This is a genomic window from Chryseobacterium polytrichastri, assembly GCF_900142445.1.
Taxonomy (GTDB): domain Bacteria; phylum Bacteroidota; class Bacteroidia; order Flavobacteriales; family Weeksellaceae; genus Chryseobacterium; species Chryseobacterium polytrichastri.
In genome coordinates this window covers 65,936-87,852 of the sequence record NZ_FRAV01000016.1, presented here as the reverse complement: position 1 = coordinate 87,852, position 21,917 = coordinate 65,936, and the positions used below count along the sequence as shown (strand labels likewise).

Sequence of the window (21,917 nt, the reverse complement as noted above, 5' to 3'; positions counted from 1 at the left end):
AAGATGTTTAAAAGGATTTTAGCCGTTGTTGGAGGGCTTTTCTTTGGCGTTATCACCATTACCATTGTTGAAAAACTAGGGAGTTATTTATTTCCCCGACCTGTAGGAATAAAAGATAATGACATGGAAGCTTTGAAGCACTATGTAGAAACAGCACCTTTGATGGCGCTGCTTTTTGTGATTCTGGGATATGCTTTGGGAGCTTTTGTTGCCGGATTTTTCTCTACAAAAATTGCTGATGATGGTAAGAAAACCTACGCTATTATTTGTGGAATTATTTTTCTACTTCAAGGTATTTATATGATGTATATTCTCCCGACTCCCATTTGGTTTTGGATTCTTGGAATTGCTGTTTGGGGATTTGTTTTGGCAGGATACAAATTAGCTTTAAATAAAAAACAATAAAATCTACATATGAAATTAGGTGCATTTTCAATAAGTTTAAGTGTAAAAGATCTTCAGAAGTCTAAAGATTTTTATGAAAAACTAGGCTTCAGCGTTATGGCAGGAGCTATTGAACAGAATTATCTTATCATGAAAAATGACGGCCATTTAATTGGCTTGTTTCAGGCGATGTTTGATGGTAATATGCTTACTTTTAATCCGGGTTGGGATCAGAATGCCCAGAACCTGGAATCTTTTGATGATGTTCGTGAAATTCAAAAACATTTAAAAGAGAATGGAGTTCAGCTGGAGAAAGAAGCGGAAGAAACAACTTCCGGTCCTGAACATATTTTCCTTAAAGATCCCGATGGAAATATGATTTTAATAGACCAACACAGATAAACATAAACAACAAATGATATGAAAATTTTAAAAGGAATTGCAATAGTCATGGCTTCAATCCTGATTTTTTGGCTGATCATAGCAGCCTTTATTTCTGGTGATTGTAATTACGAAAAATCAATTTCTATTAATGCTCCCGTTGAAAAAGTATGGCAGAATACCAATACTTTGAGAGGAATGGATGAATGGAGCCCTTGGAATGATTTGGATCCCGGAATGAAAAAAGATTGGATAGGCATCACAGGACAAGCTGGTGAAAAAGTATGTTGGGAAAGTAAAGAAGCAGGAAGTGGATGTCAGGAAGTAATAAAAATAGATGCTGCAAAGAAAAGGATAGATACGGATATTAAATTCTTAACGCCTTACGAAAGTGAAGCTCATGCGTATGTAACTGTTGTTCCGGAAGGAAATGGAAGCAAGGCAACTTGGGGATTTACTTCAAAAATTCCGTATCCTTTTACCGTGATGAAAATGTTTATGAAAATGGAAGATGCAATAGGGAAGGATTATCAGAAAGGACTTTTAAAATTAAAAGAAATATCTGAAAAACCATAGGTTTTAGCTTAAATCAAAATAAAATATTTAAACACGAATAACACAAATTCTTTTCACAAATGACACTAATTTTATTTGTGAATATTAGTGCTTAAAATATTAGTGCTATTCGTGTTTAAAAAAAAACTAAACTATAATTTAAAAAAAAGCACACGGTATGGCATCAGTAAACGTTTATTTAACATTTAACGGAAATTGTAAAGAAGCATTTGATTTCTACAAGTCGGTTTTCGGAGGAGAATATCCTTACATCGGAACTTTCGGAGAAATGCCTCCAATGGAAGGCAAAGAAACTTCTGAGGAAGATAAAAACAAGATCATGCACGTTTCTCTTCCTATTTCTAAAGAAACTATTTTAATGGGAAGCGATACAGGCGGCGAGTGGGCTTCTCACTACAAAGCAGGAAACAACTTCTCAATTTCTATCAATGCAGATTCAAAAGAAGAAGCAGAGAAATTATTCAACGGGCTTTCTGTTGGTGGTCAAGTAACTATGCCATTGGCGGATACTTTCTGGGGAGCTTATTTCGGAATGTTTACCGATAAGTTTGAGATCAACTGGATGGTAAATTATGATGATCCTGCAAAAATGCAACAACATCCATAATATTCATATTTTGTATATGAAGCATAGGTAAAATTAACCGGCAGATTGTTCTGTCGGTTTTTATTTTATAATACATGTGCATTCCAAAAAATTCTAAATTTGGATTTAGGCATTAGATGACAGGATTTAGGGCTTAGGTTTTTAGGATTAAAGTTGTTTAATGCTTTAAATCTTTGCTGAGTGAAACGCCTTTGCGAACTTAAAATTATTCTCAATACTAATAAAAAAACTTTGCGAACTTTGCGTTAAAATAAAAAACAAAAAAATAAAAATTTGAAATTCACAATCGAAGAAATCAAAGCAGAACACCAAAAAGTAAAAAACGGAGCTGATTTTCCAAAATACATTCAGGCTATTAAAAACAGAGGAGTTTCTCATTATACCGTTTACGTTTCGGATGGTAATACAGAATATTTTGACCAAGAAAATCAATCAGATACTACCGGAAGCAAATATGATACTTTAACTATTTCTAAAAATATAAACCTTGAAAATTTTAAATTAAGATTAAAACTTCACCAACAAGGAGGAACAGATTATTTAACTTTCTGTAAAGACTGCGCAGAAAACGGAGTCGAATGCTGGAAAATTGATCTCAACACAATGACCTGTACTTATTTTGATAAAGCTGAAAATAATATTCTTGTTGAACAGATTCCATCTGTATAGTTTTGTTTAATTTTTAAACTAAAAATATAAATTTTCATAAAATATTTTTTTTGCTTATTATTGATAATTGAAATGACTTTTTAAAAAATGATAGATTTTAATAATAAAGTTTTTTCTTAAAGTAAATGTAAAAGAATAAGATTATGAAGATTTTAAAGTCAATGGCATTAGTCATTTTCTCATTAACAGCAACATTCTCCTTTGCACAGAAAAATGATTTAGGAGCTTGGTACATGTATTTTGGAAACAATAAAATTAGTGAAAAATTAAACTTTCATAATGAGATCCAGTATCGTAATTTTGATGGGATTGGAGATTTAGAACAGCTTTTAATTCGTACCGGAATTGGGTATGATTTAACTGAAAATAATAACAATGTCTTGTTGGGATATGGTTTTATTTTGAGTCAACCTTATGTAAATGGAGAAAAAAAGGAAAACATAGAACACCGAATTTTCCAACAGTATATCACAAAACAGAAGTTCGGAAGATTTTATCTTCAACACCGTTACCGTTTGGAAGAACGCTTTCTGGCAGATGATTTTAGAATGAGATTCCGTTATATGTTAGGATTAAATATTCCGATTAATAATAAAGAAATGCTGCCAAAAACTTTTTATGGTTCAGTATATAATGAGATTTTCCTAAATTTAAACAGTCCGACTTTCGATAGAAATAGAGTATATGGAGCGTTAGGATATGTTATCAATAAAAATATGAGAATTGAAGCAGGCTATATGAATCAGATTCAGGAAAACAAAAATCGCGGACAAATTCAAATTGGTTTTTATAACAATATTCCATTTAACAAAAATTAATAACCAAAACATAAACACATATGCATTCAGGGAAAAAATTTGGAGCAGTTGAATTTATAATCTGGACAAGGAGAAGTATATACTGTTTAGCCATTTTAGCAGCAATTCCGACAGTTTTATATTTTTTCGGATGGAAATTTCTGTATGTACCGTGGCAACCGATCGCAATTATGGGAACTGCGGTTGCTTTTATTGTTGGTTTTAAAAATAATGCGAGTTACAGCCGACTTTGGGAAGCCAGACAGATTTATGGTGCGATCATCAACGACAGCCGAAGTTTTGGATATATTTTAAGAGATTCTCTTTCAGGGAAAGATCCGAAAAAAGTGAAAGAAATGTTTCTGCGTCATTACGCATGGCTCACTGCGCTTCGTTTTCAGCTTCGTGAATCGAGAGCTTGGGAAAATATGAGTACCGCACAATTTGACGAGTATTCAAAAAAATATGACATTCCTGAAAGACTTTCTAACTTGGATGATGAGTTGAAAAGATATCTTTCAGAATCAGAACTTCAATATATTTTAAGCAAAAAAAACAGAGCGACGCAATTGATGGCAAGTCAGAGTAAAGAGTTGTCGGAAATTTATGCAAAAGGAGAAATTAATGATTTTCAATGGGTGCAAATCAATCAGCAATTAGTGAAATTTACAGATAATCAAGGAAAAGCAGAGAGAATTAAGAACTTTCCTTATCCAAGAAATTTTTCTTCGATTACGACCTATTTGTTGTTGTTATTCATCGTTTTTGTGCCTTTCGGGTTACTAAAAGAATTTGATAAACTGGGCGACGGAACTATGGTTGAAGGCTTTACGGTTTGGTTTAATATTCCGTTTTCACTGTTGGTAACCTGGTGTTTTCATACATTGGATAGTGTAGGAGAGGCTTCTGTCAACCCTTTTGAAGGAAGCCCGAACGATGTCCCAATCACGCAGATCAGCCGCACGATTGAGATTGATATGAGAGATATGCTGGATGAATCTGATCTTCCGCCGGCAATAACTCCAAAGAATAATATTGTACTTTAAAAATTAAAAGTTAATCGTAAAGTAGATTAGCATCATCTTTTTCATTCCGGATGAATCTAACCATCCTTTTTTCAAATTTAAAAATCAACGAGAATGAAAAAAGAAAAAATAACAATAAAAAACACACATAAATAAATGATTCACACCTATGTTATCATATCAATCGCAGTATTATTATCTGTGATGATATTGGTTATGATCGGACAGAAATTAAGAGTGGCTTATCCCATTTTCTTAGTGATTGCAGGCTTGTTGATAAGCCTTATTCCAGGAATGCCGCATATTGAAATAGAACCGGATTTGGTTTTCCTGATCTTTCTGCCTCCGATTTTATTTGAAGCCGCATGGTTTACCTCATGGCAGGATTTTCATAAATGGAGAAAGCAGATTTTTTCTATGGCTTTTGGATTGGTTTTTCTTACCTCGATCGTGGTTGCTTATCTTTCTTCATCAATAATTCCTGGACTAACTGTGGCTATGGGATTCTTATTAGGAGGAGTGAATTCTCCACCTGATGCTGTAGCAGCAACTTCTGTTTTAAAGCACATGAAAATTCCTAAAAAGATCACAAGTATCTTGGAAGGAGAAAGTTTGATTAATGATGCATCGAGTTTAATTGTATTTAAATTTGCCTTAGCAGCAGTAATTTCCGGGCAATTTATCTTCAAAGATGCGGTGCAGGATTTCTTTACCATGGCGATTGGAGGAATTGCGGTGGGAGTAGGAGTGGGCTTCCTTTTTGGAGCTTTACTAAAACGTATTCCTTCCAATTCTAATATTGATACGGTGATCACCTTAATTGTTCCTTACATCATGTATGTTGGGGCAGAACATTTCCATTTTTCAGGAGTATTGGCGGTGGTAACAGGAGGTTTGTTGATGTCTTATAATTCACATTGCTATTTAAGTCATACTTCAAGAATTCAGTCTGGAAACGTATGGAGCGTGCTGATTTTCCTGATGAACACCATTATTTTCATTCTTATCGGACTTGAATTACCCGTTGTGGTGGCAGCAATGAAAGATTATACTATTTCAGAAGGTATTTTTTACAGCGTTGTGATTGGTGGAGCAATTGTTTTAACAAGAATTATTTACAGTTATGCCTTAATGTATTTTCCAAGAATTTGTTCAAAAGAGCTGAGGTTAAAAGTCCCAAAGCCCGATTGGAAGGAGCCTTTCATCATTAGTTTTGCAGCAATGCGTGGCGTGGTTTCCTTGGCAGCGGCACTTTCAATCCCTGCATTTTTGCCAAATGGAGATGCATTTCCGCATCGAAATATCATTTTGTTCGTAACTTTCGTTATTATATTAATTACGTTAGTCGGACAAGGGTTGTTATTGTCACCCATTTTAAAATTATTAAAAATAAGCGATGCCGGAAGTGAGCTGCCTGAAGAAAAACAGGAAGTTATTTTAATGAAAAAATTAAAAGAAACGGCTTTGCATAAATTAGATAATGATTTTTCAGAATTGGCAGAAACAAACAGCCTGGTACGTCATCAAAAACATAAACTGGAAAATGAAATGATGATGATGACCGATAAAGCCAATTGTATGGCTTCTACAGGAGATTATGTGACGGCGATGAATGAAAATAAAGATGTTTTAAGACAGATTATTCAGGCGCAGAGAAATGAGCTTCACCGTATGAAACGTGAAAAAATATTTGATGATCATGTGATGAGAACCATCGAAATGCAATTGGATTTTGATGAAGCAAAGATCACAGGATTTGCCCATTAAATGAAAAATTTAAATACAATGGATATACCCATCACCGTTCAGTTTAAAATCAATGCTCCTATTGAAAAAGTATGGAAAGCATTAACGAATAAAGACGAAATGAAAAACTGGTATTTTGATATACCGGATTTTGAATTGGAAGTTGGAAAACAGTTTAATTTCTACGAGCCCGGAGATGAGAAAAAATACCACCATCAAGGCGAAATATTAGAAATTATTTCTCGTCAGAAATTAAAACATTCTTGGTCTTATCCTGAATTTTCAAATGAGAAAACTACTGTAAATTGGGAAATTCAACCTGCTGATGGGGAAACAATTGTTACCTTAATTCATGAAAATATAGATAACTTTAAAGAATTTGGTGAGAATTTTTCAAGAGAAAGTTTTACAGAAGGCTGGAACGGAATTATCGGACAGAGTTTAAGACAATATTTGGAGAAATAGGTTTCAGGGATATATAATTTGGCGAGCCCATTAGTAAAGCGGAATAAAATTTGCTATTTTTGGGGAAATATTTAAAAATTCAATGAAAAAAAATATAATTGCGGGTTTTGCAGCGATTTTGTTATTGGCATCTTGTGGTAATAATGACAAAAAAATTCTTGACTCTTTAAATGATTATAACAATTCTATGGAAAGCAAAGGGTATCATTTTGGTGATAAACTAGAGCTTCCTAAAGATGTTGCAGAAAATGCAGAAAGTGTTAGTATCAGCTTCGGAGATAAAGAAACTTCAAACTTGACGATAGATCCTAAATTTTTTACGTTAGGAGATAATGCAGTAACCTTTAATATCAAAACAAAAGGCGGTGAAACGCTAAATCAGGATGCAACAATCAATGTTTTTGCTAAAAGTCCTGAGAAAAAAATAGCATATCAAATCGTAGCAGAATATCCTCATGATCCTAAAAACTTTGTACAGGGTTTTCAGGTAGAAGGAAATACAATTTATGAAAGTGACGGGCAAAATGGTTCTTCACAGATTTTAAAATATACATTGGGAACTACAACGCCTCTTGCGTCTACAAAACAGGCTCCGGAAGATTTTTCTGAAGGAAGTACGATTGTGGGTGATAAAGTATATCAACTGACTTGGCAGAGTAAAAAAGGCTACATTTATGATAAAAGTTCTTTGAAGTTATTATCCAGTTTTGCGTATCCAAATGTATTAGGAGAAGGTTGGGGATTAACGTATGACGGGACAAATCTTATTGCCTCAGACGGAAGTAAATTGTTATATTTTCTAGACCCTAAAGATCCTACAAAATTGGTGAAATACATTGCTGTTGCAGGAAGCTCTCAAGCGTATGATCAACTGAATGAACTGGAATACCACAACGGATTTATTTACGCTAACATTTGGCAAAAACCAATTATTTTAAAGATTAATCCTGCCAACGGAGAAGTAGTGGGAACATTTGATTTTTCAGATATTGCAAAACAAAACACGAAAGGAAGTGATGATGTATTAAACGGAATTGCTTTTAAAGGTGAAAATATGTTGGTGACAGGGAAGAACTGGCCTAAAATTTATGAAGTTGCTATAAAGTAATGGCTACAAAATAAAATAAGATCTTGAAACAGATTATTAGAAACGGACTTTAGTCCGTTTTTTTATGTAATATTAATTAAATTGACTTTAGCCAAAATCTAGATTAAAGGAATTAATTTGCTATTTTTGGAACATATTTAAAGCATCAGTGAAAAAAAATATAATAATAGGTTTTGCCGCGGTTTTGTTATTGATTTCTTGTAATAAAGACAAGGAAATATTGGGGAGTTTAAGTGATTATAGCAACTCAATAGAAGCTAAAGGGTATCATTTTGGTGATAAACTGGAGCTTCCAAAAGATGTTACCGAGAATGCGGAAAGTATTAGCATCAGCTTCGGAGATAAAGAAACATCTAACCTGACAATTGATCCCAAATTTTTTGCATTCGGAGATAATGAGGTTACTTTTAACATTAAAACAAAAAGTGGAAAAACATTGAATCAGGATGCTACCATTAATGTTTTTACAAAAACTCCTGAGCAAAATATATCTTATGAGATCGTAAAAGAATATCCTCATGATCCTAATAACTTTGTTGAAGGATTTCTTATTGAAGGCAATACCATTTATGAAAGTGATGGGTTGGCTAATGCTTCTCAGTTGATAAAATACACATTGGGAACTACAACTCCCATTATTACAGAAAAACAGCCTGCCGATATCTTTTCAGAAGGCTGCGCTATCGTTGGGGATAAAATTTATCAGTTGACGTATCAGAATAAAATAGGCTTTGTGTACGATAAAAATACGTTAAAGAAAATATCGGAGTTTCCTTTGCCTGGTGAATTTGCAGAAGGTTGGGGACTCACGTATGACGGGAAAAACCTTATTGCTGATGATGGCTCAAATAACCTGTATTTTTTAGATGTTAAAGATCCTTCCAAAGTAGTGAAAACCGTTCCTGTTGGTGGCTATAAAGATATTTATAATCAGATCAATGAACTTGAATATCATAATGGATTTGTGTACGCCAATGTTTGGCATAAACCGATTGTCTTAAAAATAAATCCTGTAACCGGTGAAACGGTCGGGAAATTTGACTTTACAAAAATCACTGCAGAGAACTCACAAAATGATAGCGAACGTGTTTTAAACGGGATTGCTTTTAAAGGTGATCATATGCTGATAACAGGTAAGAAATGGTCTAAAATTTATGAAGTTGCGATTAAATAAGGAACAATCTCAATTTGAATACAATAAAGTATGTAAATTGGTAGTGTCCATAAAATCTTATCTTAGAAAAAAGAACTTTTGAAATTATTAAACTTATTATTAATCCTTTTTTTCTGTTCCTTATCTGCACAGAAATCTATTCCCTTTGATACCTTGAAGTTGAAGGAAGCGAAAGATATGCTTGCCGATGATTATGGGAATCTGTACATCTACAAAAACAAAGACTTCAGCTTTACAAAATATGATTCTTTAGGAAAACAGCTTGGAAAAATGATGTTTACGGTTCCGTTTAAAGTTCAGAGTGTTCAGAACCCGTTGAGTATTGCTTTTTTCTCTGAAAATGCTCAGGAAATGAAATTTGTAGATCAAAACCTTAATGACATTCAAAAGGTAGATTTTAAACAGAAATTTGGATTTATCAGAATGGCATATGCCGAAGATCTTCAGCAATTATGGTTGTTGGACGATAGCATGAAACGCCTGATTCAATATAATTTCAGAAACGAGACAACCATTAATTCTTATCCTTTTGATGCGAGTTTTGATGATTTGATGGATTTGCTAGTTTTTGAGAATAAGGTGTATATTTTAACACGAAAAAATATCAGAGTCTATTCTTTAAAATTCGAAAAAATATTTGAAGCTCCCATTGAAAATGGAAAACGTTTCAGACGTGAGAATGAATTTATTTTGGTAATTACCAATAATTCGATTCTAAAATATGTTCCGGAAAAAGGGATGGTGAAAATTTTTGAAGATCCCGATGCACAAATTGTGGATAAAAATACCCTTTCTTATTTTGAAATAAAAGCCAACAACCTTTATCTTTACAACCTAGAAAAAAGTAAAGAAACTAAACTACAGACAGAACCTGAACAGAAGCAAAAAACTACAGAAAAACCTGTAGATATTATTGAAGAAAAATCTAAAGAAGGGTCTTCCGAGCAACCAGCGGGAGAGAATTTGCAGAAACTCATCAATGAAATTTCTGAGGTTCAGAAGTTTGGAATTTAGTAAAGCAATTAATAAGTAAAAACATTAAGGGAAAATATGCACATTGCAGTTACAGGAAATATTGGCGCTGGAAAAACTACATTAACAACGTTACTTTCAAAGCATTATGGATGGGATGCACAATTTGAAGATGTAGATCATAATCCTTATCTGGAGGATTTTTACGCTGATATGAGCAAATGGAGTTTTGCGTTACAGATCTATTTTTTAGGAAGTAGATTCCGTCAGGTAAAAGAAATCAGAGAGAGTGGGAAAAATATTATTCAGGATCGTACGATCTATGAAGATGCACATATTTTCGCAGAAAACTTGAATGATATGAATCTTCTTTCAGACAGGGATTTTAATAATTATATTTCTGTTTTCAATTTGATGAAAGCTTTCGTTTCTGCACCAGATATATTGATTTACTTAAAATCTGATGTTCCGAATTTGGTGAAGAAAATCTACAAAAGAGGAAGAGAATATGAAGCATCAATAAGTATTGAATACCTTTCCAAACTGAATCAGAAATATGAAAAATGGATTTCTAATTACACAGAAGGAAAGCTTCTAATTATTGATGTTGATAATTTAGATTTTGTTGAAAAACCTGAAGATTTCGGATTTATCTTAGAAAAGATAGAGGCAGAGCTTCATGGGTTGTTTTAACATTAATTTATCAATAATTAAGATTCATGTAACTTGATTTGTTACTACATTTGATAGACTCAAGTTTAATTTTTAAATACATCAAAAATGTTAGTTAAAGTTTTACATAATGGAAGTTGTTCAAAATCAAATGCCGTTTTAGAGTATTTGGACGAGAATGGAGTGCCGTTTGAGATCATCAATATAACAGAAGATCCACTAAGCATTTTAGAAATTAGAACGGTTTTGAAAAAGCTTAATCAAATTGTTTTTCATATCATCCGTAAGACTGAAAAGTTATATATGGATAATTTTGCCAATAAGAATTTTTCTGAAGATGAATGGATCAAAATTTTATCTGAAAATCCATCGTTGATACAAAGACCAATTTTGATAAAAGGTTCTGTTGCGATGTTGGGAAGACCGATTGATAATGTGAAGTTCTTTATTGAAAAGTAATAGTGAAATACCATCAAAACATAAAAGAAAAAGTCAGCTTTACGCTGACTTTTTTTATTTTTAAAGAAGAATAACTCCTTCTATTTTTGCGACTTCTTTATAAATTTTAACCACCTGATGTGCATCTAAAACAAATGCATTGATATTGCAGGCGGTATATTTTCCATTTTTACTTTCGCGGTTTCCTAATGTAAATTTTATGCCGTCAAAAACTCTGTAAATGTCAGTAAGTTTTGCCTGATCAGTTGGGACTATGAATTTGAATAAATAATCTTCCGGAAAATCATGATGATCTTCCAGTTTTTCCCTTAAAGAATTATAAAACTCTTCGGGGTTTGCGTGTTGATTCCCTTGTAATATATCCATCTGCAAATTTTAAATTTTATATATAAATATAGCGAAATTTTTTCTATTTTCCAAGAGGTCCTAAAAGGGCCTTAGAGTTCTGATGCTCGTAATCTTCAATGATATTAAAGATTCCATTGACCATCTGTTCGGAAGCTAACTGACTTAAACCTCCTGAATTTACAGTCGTGGTATTTCCTCCCAATAGACTTCCCAATAAATTACTTCCTGATAAAGCAGTATTAATTGTTTTAACAATACCATACTGGTTCAACTGTTCTTCAACTTTAGGCATGATAGCAGTAACGAGCTGTTGTTGCGTTTTTTCTTTCAGAATCTGAGTAGCGGTAGTCCCCTTAATAATTCTGTTGACATCCTGAGCATTCAGGCTATGTACTGCATTTTCTAAAATAGGTCTTGAGATATTTACAGTGTAAGAAGCTGCCTGTGCAATATAATCTCTTTCTTTTGCAACCAGTGAGGGAGCTATTTTTTCTAAAGTAGAATTAATATCTCTCAGCTCTTTTGGTAAAGCTTTATCAACCATATTGTTTTGCAGGAAAGCATCTTTGTTACCATAAATTCCCATCCCTTTGTTGATTCCATTTAATAAAAGCTTTTTAATAACGGATAATCCAAGATCTGTGGTTGCTAGCGTAGTGCAAGACTGCATGGTGGTGTTGATGATTGCACCGGTTCCAATGAGTAAAGCCGCAGCAATAATATATTTTTTCATTGATTTTTTATTAATCGTTTTAATTCTCAAATTCTGAGCCAAATTTAATGAGTATTATCTGTTTAACAAAATATTAAATTTATTAGAGTTATTTGGGGAAATTTTAACCAAAAATCAAAAAAAATCAATTGAAAAATTAATTAATATTTAGTTAATATATTATGACGAAAATATTAAAATGTGAATAAATTCAATATTAAATGCAATGTAATAGTATCATTTTTAAATTTTTAAGATAGTTTAACATAATTGGATATTTTTTATAATTTTGGCTAATGTCTTTTTTTGAGATTTTGAAACTGATTTCAAAGAAGATAAATGAAAAGGCTGATTACCTTTTTAAAGAAATTTGATTGTACAAATAAAGTGAAACTATATGAAACAAAGTGATTTAAAGTATCCATGTCTCATTGCTGTCCTGTACTTCGGTATGAACGTCAATGCGCAGACTACCCCTAAAAAAGATTCTGCCACTAAGGAGCAGAAGATTGAGGAGGTTGTAATGATTGGATATGGATCTCAGAAGAAGGAGAATATTACGGGGAGTATTGGTCTGGTAACAGCAAAAGATCTTGCTGATAAGCCAAATGCGAATCCTTTAAGTTCTATTCAGGGAAAATTATCCGGAGTACAGATTTTAAATTCCGGAGCCCCAGGAGGTTCACCAAGAGTTGATATTAGAGGTGTTGGTTCTTTAACCGGTAAAACTGTATTTATCGTTGACGGAATGATTACCGATGATATTTCATTTTTAAGTCCTCAGGATATTGAATCTATGAGTGTCTTGAAAGATCCATCGAGTTTAGCTATTTTTGGAGCAAGAGCTTCAAATGGTGCTGTAATTATTAAGACAAAAGCAGGAAGAGGTAAGAAACCCGTTTTTAATTTCAATTCATATTTAGGAATTAAAACGGTAACCAATATTCCAAAAATGGTTAATGCTGATCAGTATATAGAACTATACAATGAGAAATTAATTAATGATAAGGTAGATAAACCAGTATTTCTAAATAGATCTGCTTACCCTGCAGATACAGATTGGTTCAAGGAGATCTTAAGAACAAGTATCATTAATTCTAATGATTTTTCAGCATCAGGAAATATAGGTAAACTTAACTATTACGGAAGTGTTGGTTATTTACAGGATGAAGGAAATTTAGCTGCAGGACAGGGTATTAATTCTGGTAGTGGTTTTAACAGATTTAGTTCTAGGATTAATCTTACATATAAAGTTACTGACCATATTACGATTGGAAATAATTTCACGTTTTCAAAAATGCGTACTGACCAGGCATTAAATCCTTTGTTAGATGCTTACTCATCACCTCCGGTTTATGGTCCAATAGACCCAAGTACAGGAGGGTATCAATATTTTACCTTAGCTAAGATTCCAAATTCAAGAGCAAAATTAGATTTATACAGATCTCAAATAAGAGAAGAAAGGTTGTTAAATAATATCTGGGGGGAATATAAATTTCTTAAAGATTTTACTTTGAGAGTTAGTTATTCTACAGATAATATTAATTCTAATAAATATGAATATACACCAACGTTTGGTTATGTTCCTACTGCTGATCAAAAGGCAAATAAATTAATAACAAGAGATTCTAGAACAAGAAATTATATTTGGGATAATACATTAAGTTGGAAAAAAGTTTTTGGGAATCATAATCTTGAAGTATTAGCAGGTTACTCGAGAACAAGAAACTCTTATTCTCAAGCCTATGCAGAAGCTTTAAACGTTAATTATAACGGAAATAACTCTTCTTTGAATATAGCGAATGGAACTGATATTTTTATGACAAGTTTTGAGGAAGGAGATCGTAATGTTATTCCTTATCAGGACAGAATAGAATCCTTTTTTGGAAGAGTTAATTATGATTATGCAGGGAAGTACTTATTAAATGCATCTGTTCGTAGAGATGGAACTTCTAAGTATTCTGCAAATGACAGATACCGTACATTTCCGGCTGTAAGCGCGGGATGGGTGATATCGAAAGAAAGCTTTATGAGTGAGCAGAATGTCTTTAATCTATTAAAACTGAGAGCAAGTTGGGGTAAATTAGGAAATCCTGATGTAACGAGAGCATATACTCTTAATACAACAAAATTCCCTGATGGAGCATACTTTGGAAATAATGGAGTACCAGCACAAACCATTGATAAAATTATAGATCCTAATATTGGTTGGGAAACGACAACGGGTAGAGATCTAGGATTGGAAATGGGGTTATTTAATAATAAACTGAAAATTGATGCTACTTATTTTGATAAAGACACAAAAGATGTAGTATATGGTATTGTTCAGGGAACCGTTTCTGGTGCAGGTAACTGGAATAATTATATTACTAATGCTTATTCTTTTAACAACAGAGGTTTTGAGCTTGCAATAAATTATGATACTAAAATAAATGAACATATCAAACTAGGAGTTTATGGTAACCTTACTACGCTGAAGAATAAAATTACTTCGGTTTTTAACGGATCTTATTTAGAAACAGGAGCAAGCTTATATGGTAACTCTATCATTAGATTGCAGGAAGGTCAGGCTGTTGGTTCTTATTATGGATATCAAGTAGAAGGTGTATTCCAGAATGCAGCAGAAGTAGCAGCAGCGGCATCACAAAATGGAGCAACGCCTGGAGGCTTTAAATTTGCAGATATTGACGGAAACGGAGTAATTGATGCTAGAGACAAAACTTTCTTAGGAAGTCCTATTCCAAAAGGAACTTATGGATTTGGGGTTAATTTGAACGTTTATGATTTTGATTTTGCGATTGATTTCCAAGGTGTTTTTGGAAACAAAATATATAATTTCAACAGAGAGCAACGTTACGGAAACGAAAGTTGGGATCTAGATTTCTATAATAACAGATGGCATGGTGCAGGAACATCTAATGATTATCCAATGGCAACCAATGACCAATCTATTATTTTACCAAATAGTTTTTATGTAGAAGACGGAAGTTATATCAGAATTAGAAATATTCAGGTTGGATATAACTTGCCTAAAGCATTTACTAATTCTATGTCTATTACTAAATTAAGATTGTATGTAAGTGCTCAAAACCCTTGGACTAGCTTTAAATATAATGGCTTTTCTCCGGAAATTTTGAATTCAGACAGAGTGCAAATGGGTATTGATAATAATATTTATCCTATTTCAGCAATCTATACTATTGGTATGAACCTAACATTTTAATAAGAAAGAATTATGAAAAAGATATTTTTATCAATCGCATTATTTTCAGCTTTAGTAAGTTGTAAAGATGAGTATTTAGATATAAAACAGGAAGGACAAACTGAAGCTTCATCATTCTTTAAGACGCAGGATGATGCTTTGCAGGCAACAAGTGCTATTTATACTTTTCTTAGAAGTTGGGAGAATTCGGCTTTTCCTTATCAGTTTGTTTTCGGGGTACCGGCAGATGATGTTATAAAAGGTTCAAATCCGGGAGATTCATCTTTTATTAATGTATATGATAATTTTACGTATACAGTAAGTGATGCAGGAGTAAGAGGATATTGGATTGGGCAGTGGCAAGCAGTAAACAGAACGAATCAGGTAATAACAAATGTTCCTGGGATCGAAATGGATACTACCCTTAAAACAAGATTGGTTGCAGAAGCTAAAATGTTAAGAGCTTATTTTTACTTTAATTTAGTAAGAATTTATGGTGGTGTACCAATTTATGATAAAGTAGAGGCTGTTTATGAGAAGCCTAGAAATTCAGTTGATGAGGTTTACGATTTTATCATTTCAGATCTTAAGGCGGCAATAGATGTTCTTCCTCAGACTTATCCTTCTTCAGAATTAGGAAGAGTAACAAAAGGAGCAGCATTAGGATTGCTATCTAAAGTATATCTTTATAAAAAAGACTGGCAGAAAGCGTATGATACATCTAACCAGGTAATGGCTATGGGGTATGATTTGGATCCGGATTTTAATCATTTATTCAGACCTGCAGGGGAGTTTGGAAAAGAGTCTGTTTTTGAAGTAAACTGCGATTGTCAACCACCATACAAAGGAAGTCAATATGCCGAAGTTCAAGGCGTTAGAGATCAGTTTGGATGGGGCTTTTTCACGCCTTCTAATGCTCTTGAAAATGCATTTGAAGTAGGTGATATTAGAAAAGAACTTACCATCCTTAGAAATGGAGAAACTACACCGGAAGGAGACCTAATTGCGATGGGAGATCCATTATCAGTTACCACATACAACCAAAAAGTATATGTTCCTAAAGCTTTGAACAATAGTGCTTGTGGGTACGGATCTATTCAGAATATAAGAATATTAAGATTTGCAGAAATACTTTTAATCAATGCTGAAGCAGCAAATGAACTAGGAAATACATCTACTGCAATTACTAACCTTAATAGAGTAAGAACAAGAGCGAGCTTAGCTGGTACTACTGCATCAAATCAAACTACTTTAAGAAATGCAATTTGGCATGAAAGAAGAGTAGAATTAGCTTTAGAAGGCGACAGATTTGTTGATTTAGTAAGAACAGGTCAGGCAGCTACGGTTTTAGCTCCTTACGGATTTAAAGCAGGGAAAAACGAAGTATTCCCGATACCTTTAGATGCAATGGATCAGAGCCATGGTGCTTTTACTCAAAACGCTGGTTATTAAAATTAATCACATACTTAGAGGAGAATGAAAATTCTCCTCTTCTTTTAGTATTCTGTTTAAAAAAATGATATAATGAAAAGGATAATACTATCAATTGCAGCAACATCATTACTTTTAGTTTCCTGCAAAAACTCTCAAATTGCATCACAGGGAGCTGCTCAAAAATCAGTGGTAAAGAGTAATATCACAGACGAGCAATTAATGGATCAAGTCCAGAAAGATGCTTTGAAATATTTTTGGGAGTATGCAGAACCCAATTCTATGTTGGGAAGAGAGCGCTATCACGAAGACAATATCTATCCGGATAATGATAAACATGTAATAACTACAGGTGGATCAGGATTTGGACTAGCAACAATTTTGGTCGGAGTAGAAAGAGGCTTTGTTCCAAGGAAAGAAGCGGTGAAACGATTGACTACCATGATGGATTTCCTTGCAAAAGCAGACCGTCATAAAGGCGCCTGGTCGCATTGGATCAATGGAGAAACAGGAAAAACAGTTCCGTTTGGGAAGAAAGATAATGGCGGAGATTTAGTAGAAACAGCGTTTTTAACTTCAGGAATTTTAATGGTTCGTGAATATTTCAAAAACGGGAACGCAGAAGAAAAAGCTTTAGCTCAAAAATGTGACGAACTTTGGAAAGGAATCCAATGGAATTGGTACACCAAAGGAGGCGAAAAAGTATTATATTGGCATTGGTCACCCGAATATCAATGGGAAATGAACTTTCCGTTAGAAGGCTATAATGAATGCTTAATTACCTACATTTTAGCGGCTTCATCACCTACGTATGCTATCGATGCAGAAACGTACGACAAAGGATGGACGAGAAACGGAACCTATCTTTCAGACAAAGAAAAATACGGACTTCCAATGTATGTAAAGCACAATGGAGCGGAAGAATATGGCGGACCTTTATTTTGGACGCAATATTCATACATCGGATTAGATCCAACCAATTTATCAGATAAGTTAATTAAAAATTACTTTGATTTAAATAAAAATCAAGTACTTATCGACTATAAATACTGCGTTGAAAACCCAAAACAATGGAAAGGTTACGGACCAAATTATTGGGGATTAACAGCAGGATATTCAAGAAATAAAGACGGAAGTGTTGGTTATGACGCTCACTTTCCTCAAAACGATCACGGGGTAATTACTCCCACAGCGGCATTGAGTAGTTTTCCGTATTCTCCAAAAGAATCAATGGACTTTTTGAGATTTATCTATACTCAAAAGCCAGAATTTATCGGTTCTGCGGGCCCTTACGATGCTACATCAATCAATTATAACAATTGGACAACACCAAGATATTTAGCGATCGATCAAGGAACAATTGCTCCAATGATTGAAAACTACAGAACAGGATTTTTATGGAAATTATTCATGAATGCTCCTGAAATCCAACAAGGATTGAAGAAATTAAGCTTCAAATCTGAAAAATATAATATTAAATAATAATTTTTAGAAGCTATTTCCCGCTTTCCGCACTCGCTATTTTTGTGATTTCGGCGGCGGCAAAGCCGCCGCCGAAATCACAAAAATGAGCTCAAACAAATGCTTCAATCGGGGCTAGTTAATAAACAAATCCTTGTCAAGATTTTAAACCTTGACAAGGATAACAACAAAAATAAGGATAACAAAAGGATCACATCAATAGGAACGGGTTTTAACCCGTTTGACAAAATATAAAAATCAAACGGCTTTAGCCAAAACCTAATATTTAATATGAAAATTAAACTAAACCATTTACCACTTTTATTGCTCCCATTTTCATTGAGCCTAAATGCTCAGGAAATAAAAGGAGAATTAAATAAAGAAATCAAAAGGCAGGAAAAGATTTCCTACATTTTAGATTACCCTCAAAAAGTAAAAGGAAATGTTCCTTTGATTGTATTTCTTCACGGTTCAGGAGAGCGAGGAACTAATTTGGAGATTGTAAAAGCACACAGCCCGTTCACGTATAAAAACATGATCAAGGAGCCTGTCGTAATTTTAGCGCCTCAATGCCCGGAGAATATGTGGTGGGATACGGTTACAGTGTATAATTTAATTAAAGAAATTCAGAGAAAATATAAGATTGATGCTTCCAGAATTTACCTTACCGGACTATCAATGGGGGGTTGGGGAACATTGAAATTAGCAATGGAACACCCTGAAATGTTTGCTGCTGTAGTTTCGGTTTGTGCTCCTACAGATCAGGTAATGACGGCAAATATCGATCAATACAAAGATTTAAACATGAAAATTTTTCATGGCGGAATGGATGATGTTGTTTTACCCGAAAATGCATTTAATTTTTACCAAAAACTTCATCCTGTAAATCCATCTGCAGAATTGACGATTTTCCCGAATGACAACCATAATTCCTGGGATTCGACTTACTCAAATCCTGCATTATATGAATGGATGTTATCAAAGAAAAAAGAGAAATAATTATTCAAATTTAATAATATTAATAAATTTTAAAAGTTGCTATCAATTGCTGAGTGAAACGCCCTTGCGAACAAAAATATCCGCAACAATTGTGAAAAAACTTAGCGAACCTTGTGCTTAAAATAAAATTATTATTAAAAAGTAAAGAATAAAACCTTTAGTGAGTGAAACGTCCTTGCGCCTTAAAAACATAAAGTTTATCAAAAAACTTTGCGCCTTTGCGTTTGACCAACCAAAAAATAAAAAAAATAGAACTATAATTTATAACGAAGATAGATTTATGAAATCGAAGATTCACGAATACAATAAAAAAATGAAGAAGTAATGAGTAAAAAGTTAATTGTAATTGCAACATTAGCCTTGGCACCGATATTTTCGGCGCAGGAAATGGTAAACAAGCCTGTTCAGTCTTATCAGACGGCTCAATATCAGGCAAAGAAAAAAGCTTTTGTAGATAATCTTTTGTCTAAAATGACTTTAGATGAAAAGATAGGACAGCTGAATTTACCAAGTTCAGGTGACTTTACTACAGGATTGGCCCAGAGTTCTGATATTGGAAAAAAAGTGGAACAAGGTTTAGTGGGTGGACTATTCAATATAAAAGGAGCTGATAAAATTAAAGCAGTTCAAAAAGTGGCAGTAGAAAAAAGCCGTTTGAAAATTCCTTTGATTTTCGGAATGGATGTTATTCACGGTTACGAAACAACTTTCCCAATTCCATTAGGTTTAGCGGCTTCTTGGGATATGAATTTGGTTCAGCAATCAGCAAAAGTGGCTGCAAAAGAAGCTTCTGCAGATGGAATCAACTGGACGTTCTCTCCAATGGTTGACATTTCTCGTGAGCCAAGATGGGGTAGAGTATCTGAAGGTTCAGGTGAAGATCCTTATTTAGGAAGTGAGATCGCTAAAAATATGGTATATGGTTACCAAGGAAAAGATTTGGCAAACGGAACCAATATTTTAGCTTGTGTTAAACACTTTGCATTGTATGGAGCAGGTGAATCTGGTAGAGATTATAATACGGTTGATATGAGCCACGTAAGAATGTTCAACGAATATTTCCCACCTTACAAAGCGGCTGTTGATGCTGGTGTAGCTTCTGTAATGGCTTCTTTCAATGAAGTTGACGGAGTTCCTGCAACAGGAAGCAGATGGTTACAAACAGAAGTATTGAGAAACCAATGGAACTTTAAAGGTTTCGTGGTAACAGATTATACAGGAATCAATGAAATGGTTGACCATGGAATGGGAGATCTTCAACAGGTTTCTGCATTGGCTTTAAAAGCTGGAGTTGATATGGATATGGTAGGTGAAGGATTTTTAACTACCCTTAAAAAATCTTTAGCGGAAGGAAAAGTTACGCAGGCTGAAATTGATTTAGCAGCAAAAAGAGTACTTGAATCAAAATATGATTTAGGTTTGTTTGATAATCCTTACAAGCACGGTGATGCAAAATTAGCAGCGAAAGAAGTTTTCAGCATGGAAAACAGAAATATTGCTAGAAGCGCCGCAGCTCAGTCAATGGTTTTGATGAAAAATGACAACCAGGTTCTTCCTTTGAAAAAATCAGGAACGGTTGCTGTGATCGGACCATTGGTAAACAATTCATTAAACATGGCCGGAACTTGGAGCGTTGCTGCAAAGCATGACAAGGCGGTTAATTTAATGCAAGGTCTTCAGGCTAACTTTGGAAAAGATGTGAAGTTTATTTCTGCAAAAGGAGCAAATATCGATTATGATGCTAAATTAGAAGATATCTACGCGGCACACGGTAAGAAAACGGATAGAGATAACCGTCCGAAAGAAGTGTTATTAAAAGAAGCAGTAGATGCAGCCAATAAAGCTGATGTTATTGTTTTAGCAATCGGAGAATCTGCTGAAATGAGTGGAGAATCTTCTTCAAGAACTGAAATTACCATTCCTCAGTCTCAAGTAGACTTGTTAAATGAACTAAAGAAAACAGGAAAACCAATCGCAGTAGTGCTTTTCACAGGTCGTCCTTTAGCTTTAACAAATATTAAAGATACACCGGATGCTATTCTTAATGTTTGGTTTGCAGGTTCAGAAGCTGGAAATGCTATTTCTGACGTTCTTTTTGGGAAAGTAAATCCTTCAGGAAAATTACCAATGACGTTCCCAAGAAGTTTAGGACAGGTTCCAATTTATTATAATGCTAAAAATACAGGTCGTCCATTAAGTCAGGAATTAACTGATAAGTGTGAATACCAAAGATTCCGTTCAAACTATATGGACGAGTGTAATACACCGTTATATCCATTTGGTTACGGATTGAGTTATACAAAATTCAATTATTCTGATGTAACGGTTTCTAATGCCAATCCAAATGGAAACCAAACTATTCAGGCTTCGGTTACGGTAACAAATGCTGGAAACTATGACGGAGCTGAGGTGGTTCAGTTATACATCAGAGATATGGTTGGAAGCATCACAAGACCTGTGAAAGAGTTGAAAGGTTTCCAAAAAGTAATGTTGAAAAAAGGAGAGTCTAAGAAAATCACTTTCGATATCACTCCTGAAACCTTGAAATTTTATAACGGAGATTTAAAATTCGATTGGGAAGCTGGAGAATTCGACATCATGATCGGAACCAATTCTGAGGATGTTAAACATTCAAAAATCAATTGGACGAAATAATATTCATAAGCCACTCATTTTGAGTGGCTTTTTTTATATCTTAGACTTAATGTATTTCTTATCCCTACATTGGC

Annotated in this window: 21 protein-coding genes; 19 read left to right on the top strand and 2 right to left on the bottom strand. The window is 33.9% G+C overall.

Annotated elements, in window-relative coordinates; genetic code table 11:
* Positions 1-3 precede the first annotated feature (3 nt).
* The 14 genes from BUB80_RS11550 to BUB80_RS11485 all read left to right on the top strand — a co-directional run bounded on the left by BUB80_RS11550 (position 4) and on the right by BUB80_RS11485 (position 11,035).
* Positions 4-405, top strand: coding sequence for a hypothetical protein (locus BUB80_RS11550; protein ID WP_073293075.1), 402 nt, complete (start codon positions 4-6; stop codon positions 403-405).
* A gap of 9 nt (positions 406-414) precedes the next feature.
* Positions 415-786 carry a VOC family protein gene (locus BUB80_RS11545; RefSeq protein ID WP_054509659.1) on the top strand — a complete coding sequence of 124 codons (372 nt, stop codon included), beginning with the start codon at positions 415-417 and terminating at the stop codon, positions 784-786.
* Between the two features lie 18 nt (positions 787-804).
* Positions 805-1,341 (top strand): SRPBCC family protein, encoded by a 537-nt coding sequence (locus BUB80_RS11540; protein WP_073293074.1) that lies wholly within the window; start codon positions 805-807, stop codon positions 1,339-1,341.
* Between the two features lie 157 nt (positions 1,342-1,498).
* Positions 1,499-1,948 carry a VOC family protein gene (locus BUB80_RS11535; protein ID WP_073293073.1) on the top strand — a complete coding sequence of 150 codons (450 nt, stop codon included), beginning with the start codon at positions 1,499-1,501 and terminating at the stop codon, positions 1,946-1,948.
* A gap of 273 nt (positions 1,949-2,221) precedes the next feature.
* Positions 2,222-2,617, top strand: coding sequence for a DUF1398 domain-containing protein (locus BUB80_RS11530; protein ID WP_073293072.1), 396 nt, complete (start codon positions 2,222-2,224; stop codon positions 2,615-2,617).
* A 143-nt stretch (positions 2,618-2,760) separates the two neighbouring features.
* Positions 2,761-3,435, top strand: coding sequence for a DUF2490 domain-containing protein (locus BUB80_RS11525; protein WP_083547145.1), 675 nt, complete (start codon positions 2,761-2,763; stop codon positions 3,433-3,435).
* A gap of 20 nt (positions 3,436-3,455) precedes the next feature.
* Positions 3,456-4,460, top strand: coding sequence for a bestrophin family protein (locus tag BUB80_RS11520; protein ID WP_073293071.1), 1,005 nt, complete (start codon positions 3,456-3,458; stop codon positions 4,458-4,460).
* A gap of 135 nt (positions 4,461-4,595) precedes the next feature.
* Positions 4,596-6,206 (top strand): Na+/H+ antiporter, encoded by a 1,611-nt coding sequence (locus BUB80_RS11515; protein ID WP_073293070.1) that lies wholly within the window; start codon positions 4,596-4,598, stop codon positions 6,204-6,206.
* An 18-nt stretch (positions 6,207-6,224) separates the two neighbouring features.
* On the top strand, positions 6,225-6,650 hold the full coding sequence (locus BUB80_RS11510) for an SRPBCC family protein (RefSeq protein ID WP_073293095.1): 426 nt from the start codon (positions 6,225-6,227) through the stop codon (positions 6,648-6,650).
* An 82-nt stretch (positions 6,651-6,732) separates the two neighbouring features.
* Positions 6,733-7,758, top strand: coding sequence for a glutaminyl-peptide cyclotransferase (locus BUB80_RS11505; RefSeq protein ID WP_073293069.1), 1,026 nt, complete (start codon positions 6,733-6,735; stop codon positions 7,756-7,758).
* 148 nt (positions 7,759-7,906) lie between these two features.
* Positions 7,907-8,932 (top strand): glutaminyl-peptide cyclotransferase, encoded by a 1,026-nt coding sequence (locus tag BUB80_RS11500; protein ID WP_073293068.1) that lies wholly within the window; start codon positions 7,907-7,909, stop codon positions 8,930-8,932.
* 78 nt (positions 8,933-9,010) lie between these two features.
* Positions 9,011-9,946, top strand: coding sequence for a hypothetical protein (locus BUB80_RS11495; RefSeq protein ID WP_073293067.1), 936 nt, complete (start codon positions 9,011-9,013; stop codon positions 9,944-9,946).
* Positions 9,947-9,982: 36 nt separating this feature from the next.
* Positions 9,983-10,597, top strand: a complete 615-nt coding sequence (locus tag BUB80_RS11490) for a deoxynucleoside kinase (protein ID WP_073293066.1) — start codon at positions 9,983-9,985, stop codon at positions 10,595-10,597.
* A gap of 87 nt (positions 10,598-10,684) precedes the next feature.
* Complete coding sequence (locus BUB80_RS11485) at positions 10,685-11,035, top strand: ArsC/Spx/MgsR family protein (protein ID WP_073293065.1); 351 nt, start codon at positions 10,685-10,687, stop codon at positions 11,033-11,035.
* 60 nt (positions 11,036-11,095) lie between these two features.
* On the opposite strand, the gene BUB80_RS11480 is transcribed toward BUB80_RS11485, so the two are convergent.
* Positions 11,096-11,401, bottom strand: a complete 306-nt coding sequence (locus BUB80_RS11480; RefSeq protein ID WP_073293064.1) for a DUF493 family protein — start codon at positions 11,399-11,401, stop codon at positions 11,096-11,098.
* 43 nt (positions 11,402-11,444) lie between these two features.
* A complete protein-coding gene (locus tag BUB80_RS11475; RefSeq protein WP_073293094.1) occupies positions 11,445-12,116 on the bottom strand; it encodes a DUF4197 family protein in 672 nt (223 codons plus the stop codon).
* Positions 12,117-12,492: 376 nt separating this feature from the next.
* Here BUB80_RS11475 and BUB80_RS11470 point away from each other — a divergent pair, with 376 nt between their 5' ends.
* The 5 genes from BUB80_RS11470 to bglX all read left to right on the top strand — a co-directional run bounded on the left by BUB80_RS11470 (position 12,493) and on the right by bglX (position 21,843).
* Positions 12,493-15,318: a SusC/RagA family TonB-linked outer membrane protein gene (locus BUB80_RS11470; protein ID WP_073293063.1), complete on the top strand. Its 2,826-nt coding sequence runs from the start codon at positions 12,493-12,495 to the stop codon at positions 15,316-15,318.
* 12 nt (positions 15,319-15,330) lie between these two features.
* A complete protein-coding gene (locus tag BUB80_RS11465; protein WP_073293062.1) occupies positions 15,331-16,749 on the top strand; it encodes a RagB/SusD family nutrient uptake outer membrane protein in 1,419 nt (472 codons plus the stop codon).
* A 72-nt stretch (positions 16,750-16,821) separates the two neighbouring features.
* Complete coding sequence (locus BUB80_RS11460) at positions 16,822-18,210, top strand: glucoamylase family protein (protein WP_073293061.1); 1,389 nt, start codon at positions 16,822-16,824, stop codon at positions 18,208-18,210.
* Positions 18,211-18,480: 270 nt separating this feature from the next.
* Positions 18,481-19,188, top strand: coding sequence for a carboxylesterase family protein (locus BUB80_RS11455; protein WP_073293060.1), 708 nt, complete (start codon positions 18,481-18,483; stop codon positions 19,186-19,188).
* 324 nt (positions 19,189-19,512) lie between these two features.
* Complete coding sequence (gene bglX / locus BUB80_RS11450; RefSeq protein WP_073293059.1) at positions 19,513-21,843, top strand: beta-glucosidase BglX; 2,331 nt, start codon at positions 19,513-19,515, stop codon at positions 21,841-21,843.
* The last annotated feature ends 74 nt before the right edge of the window (positions 21,844-21,917 follow it).

Bases quoted from the DNA above. Each gene is read 5' to 3' on its own strand.
- BUB80_RS11550 (WP_073293075.1), top strand. From the start codon at position 4: ATGTTTAAAAGGATTTTAGCCGTTGTTGGAGGGCTTTTCTTTGGCGTT.
- BUB80_RS11545 (WP_054509659.1), top strand. From the start codon at position 415: ATGAAATTAGGTGCATTTTCAATAAGTTTAAGTGTAAAAGATCTTCAG.
- BUB80_RS11540 (WP_073293074.1), top strand. From the start codon at position 805: ATGAAAATTTTAAAAGGAATTGCAATAGTCATGGCTTCAATCCTGATT.
- BUB80_RS11535 (WP_073293073.1), top strand. From the start codon at position 1,499: ATGGCATCAGTAAACGTTTATTTAACATTTAACGGAAATTGTAAAGAA.
- BUB80_RS11525 (WP_083547145.1), top strand. From the start codon at position 2,761: ATGAAGATTTTAAAGTCAATGGCATTAGTCATTTTCTCATTAACAGCA.
- BUB80_RS11520 (WP_073293071.1), top strand. From the start codon at position 3,456: ATGCATTCAGGGAAAAAATTTGGAGCAGTTGAATTTATAATCTGGACA.
- BUB80_RS11515 (WP_073293070.1), top strand. From the start codon at position 4,596: ATGATTCACACCTATGTTATCATATCAATCGCAGTATTATTATCTGTG.
- BUB80_RS11510 (WP_073293095.1), top strand. From the start codon at position 6,225: ATGGATATACCCATCACCGTTCAGTTTAAAATCAATGCTCCTATTGAA.
- BUB80_RS11505 (WP_073293069.1), top strand. From the start codon at position 6,733: ATGAAAAAAAATATAATTGCGGGTTTTGCAGCGATTTTGTTATTGGCA.
- BUB80_RS11490 (WP_073293066.1), top strand. From the start codon at position 9,983: ATGCACATTGCAGTTACAGGAAATATTGGCGCTGGAAAAACTACATTA.
- BUB80_RS11485 (WP_073293065.1), top strand. From the start codon at position 10,685: ATGTTAGTTAAAGTTTTACATAATGGAAGTTGTTCAAAATCAAATGCC.
- BUB80_RS11480 (WP_073293064.1), bottom strand. From the start codon at position 11,401: ATGGATATATTACAAGGGAATCAACACGCAAACCCCGAAGAGTTTTAT.
- BUB80_RS11475 (WP_073293094.1), bottom strand. From the start codon at position 12,116: ATGAAAAAATATATTATTGCTGCGGCTTTACTCATTGGAACCGGTGCA.
- BUB80_RS11470 (WP_073293063.1), top strand. From the start codon at position 12,493: ATGAAACAAAGTGATTTAAAGTATCCATGTCTCATTGCTGTCCTGTAC.
- BUB80_RS11465 (WP_073293062.1), top strand. From the start codon at position 15,331: ATGAAAAAGATATTTTTATCAATCGCATTATTTTCAGCTTTAGTAAGT.
- BUB80_RS11460 (WP_073293061.1), top strand. From the start codon at position 16,822: ATGAAAAGGATAATACTATCAATTGCAGCAACATCATTACTTTTAGTT.
- BUB80_RS11455 (WP_073293060.1), top strand. From the start codon at position 18,481: ATGAAAATTAAACTAAACCATTTACCACTTTTATTGCTCCCATTTTCA.
- bglX (WP_073293059.1), top strand. From the start codon at position 19,513: ATGAGTAAAAAGTTAATTGTAATTGCAACATTAGCCTTGGCACCGATA.